Here is a 2,252-nt window from a genome sequence, read left to right as displayed (position 1 = left end):
TCTGGCCAGGCTACAACGGTTTATCCCACCAACATTGTAGTAACCTTGCCTCGGCCCACGGGTGACATAGACGACCTAGGGCCTAAGTCGATACGCAGGCCATGGACAAGCTGGCGGGGCAGGCTGGGGCACCCGTCCTAGCGCCCGTTTGCCCCCTTTGCGGGCCGGTCACTACTGAAGCAGTGAGGCAACGGTACGGGTGACTGCCCCTGCTATGTAACCCCTCTATCATATATCACCGGGAATTGCAAGTACAATTGTAATGGCCCGGTAGTGCGTGGCGGGGTCCTGTCTGCGATTTGGCACTAAGTGAGCGAAGAATTTTGGGTCATCTGCCTCTAAATGAGCAAGATGACCGTTTTTTTGGGGAGAAAAGTCGGAAGATCCACTGCTGACCTGGCTTTTGTGGAAGATGCACTGGCTCACCAGGGCGGCAAACCGGCGGTAGAACGGGCTAAAAACACCTTGTTTAGCCCGCTTTTTGGCCCTTCACTGCCATTAAGAAGGGCGGCGCTGGGCGGGCAACAACCAGCCAATTGTAGTCACTGGCTTTCGAGTCGCTGGTGACAGTAGTCAGCCCAAACTCAGTTGCCTAACGGTTAGCTCTCAACTCAGCAATAAACTCGGTCGGCTATAAATCCTGAAAGAAGCCAACCCCGCCTTTAGCCATCGTATATAGCAAGCCGTTAGCCCTATAGCGGGTGAGGTAGGCACTCGGAAGCGTCCCTGATCCAACTGGAGCCTGGTCTGAAACTAAATAAAATCAATGGTTAACCTGGGTAAGCAATCTAAGGAGCCCCATAAAGAGTAAGGTATGTAGTCCATTCAGGATTCAGCTGTACGCCCCTGTGAGCCGCCACTAAGAACTAGTGACCCACCAGAGGGCGTACAGCTCGACAGCTGGCCGCTTGGCGCCTGGCTATCGTCGTTTTTAGTTCGTTCACGATATATGACTAATGGTTTATTAGTCTACCTACGGTCTGTCTTTACCCCTTCGACCGTCAGTAGGCTAACCCTGGCTTTAAACGAAAAAGCAGCACCCGTCCAGAAAGCACTCGACAGCCTGCTGCCCGCCGTGGTCGGCGGGGTGCTTTACCAGGCTTCCAGCCCCGAAGGGACGGCTGCGCTCTACCAGCTACTCACCACTACGCCGCCCGGGGAAGCACTGCCGGCCAGCCAGCTACTGGACACCGATGCCTACCGGCAGCAAGCGGCTGATTTGGGCATTGATCTGCTGTGGCAGCTCTACGGCCCGCAAACCTACCAGTTAATCGGAGCAGTGGCCCAGCATAGCCGAATCAACGTCGGCTCAGCTATTACCCTGACGGGTGTGGTCACCTGGTTGCTGAGGGAGGCGCTTCATCGACAGCTTGCTGACCACTCGCTTGCCCAGGCGCACTGGACGATCCGGCTTGAAGATGAAGTCGAACCGGTTTGGCGCGCCCTCCCCCCCGACCTGGCCGGTTCGCTGGGTTGGTTTCTTGGCCCGGATCCCCGTGAGCCAGTCAGGCCGGTAGCGCCACTGGCTAGTGAGCCTACTGGCGAAGCAGTAACTGGCTTGTCCTGGCTGCGCTGGTCACTGTATCTAGTGGTTCCGCTGCTACTGCTGCTGCTCTTCTTAGGCCTGCTCCGAGCGCTAATCGGTTGAGCAATTCCGGACCAGTCAGCGCTCGGCTAGGCTCATCCTGGCGGTAGAAAACGGTAAAGCGGGCGTCCCACTTCAGATAGCCATAGCCAGGCATGGCCTTGTGCTGGTCGACCAGCGGGCCCACATCAAAGACCTTTACCGGCCGGTAACGCCGCTGCAAAACACTGCTACGCTGGGCCACCCGCTTGATCTCGTAGTCCCGCAGCACCACCCAGTCGGGCCGAAGCCGCTCCAGGAGCGGACCAAACTCATCGGTGTATTCCTTAGGCCCGGGGGGCAGTTGCCGCCGCACGCTGATAACCTCCCGGGAGGACAGACCCGGATAATCCAGCGTTTTGAGCCCCGAGTAAAAGCCGATGTAGCCCAAACATTCCATAAACACGGTTTGGCCGGCCTTAGCGTGCGCCCGCAGCCAAAGGCCAATCTGTTTGCGATGGTGGGTTTCGATCAGCTCCTGCTGCAGGCGCATCTCATAGCCCATGGCCAGCAGCAGCGTCAGCTGAAGCAGCACCAGGCTCCCCGCCCCCAGCCGAATCAGCCGCGGCAGGCGGGCGTAGCGCTGGCCCAGCTGCAGCAGTTCATCCAGCAGCATGGCCAGGGCGTA

At 58.2% G+C, this 2,252-nt stretch carries 2 protein-coding genes; one reads left to right on the top strand and one right to left on the bottom strand.

What is annotated here, in order from left to right; translation table 11 throughout:
- Positions 1-949 precede the first annotated feature (949 nt).
- Positions 950-1,648 (top strand): DUF937 domain-containing protein, encoded by a 699-nt coding sequence (locus J2I46_RS32480; RefSeq protein ID WP_207333282.1) that lies wholly within the window; start codon positions 950-952, stop codon positions 1,646-1,648.
- On the opposite strand, the gene J2I46_RS32475 is transcribed toward J2I46_RS32480, so the two are convergent.
- The coding region (locus J2I46_RS32475; RefSeq protein ID WP_207333281.1) for a DUF8728 domain-containing protein at positions 1,536-2,252 on the bottom strand (717 nt) is incomplete at its 5' end. The genes J2I46_RS32480 and J2I46_RS32475 overlap by 113 nt on opposite strands.

Origin of the sequence: Fibrella forsythiae, from assembly GCF_017353175.1 — a bacterium.
GTDB lineage: Bacteria > Bacteroidota > Bacteroidia > Cytophagales > Spirosomataceae > Fibrella > Fibrella forsythiae.
The sequence above is the reverse complement of the archived record's forward strand: the minus strand, read 5'-3'. Positions and strand labels throughout refer to the sequence as shown.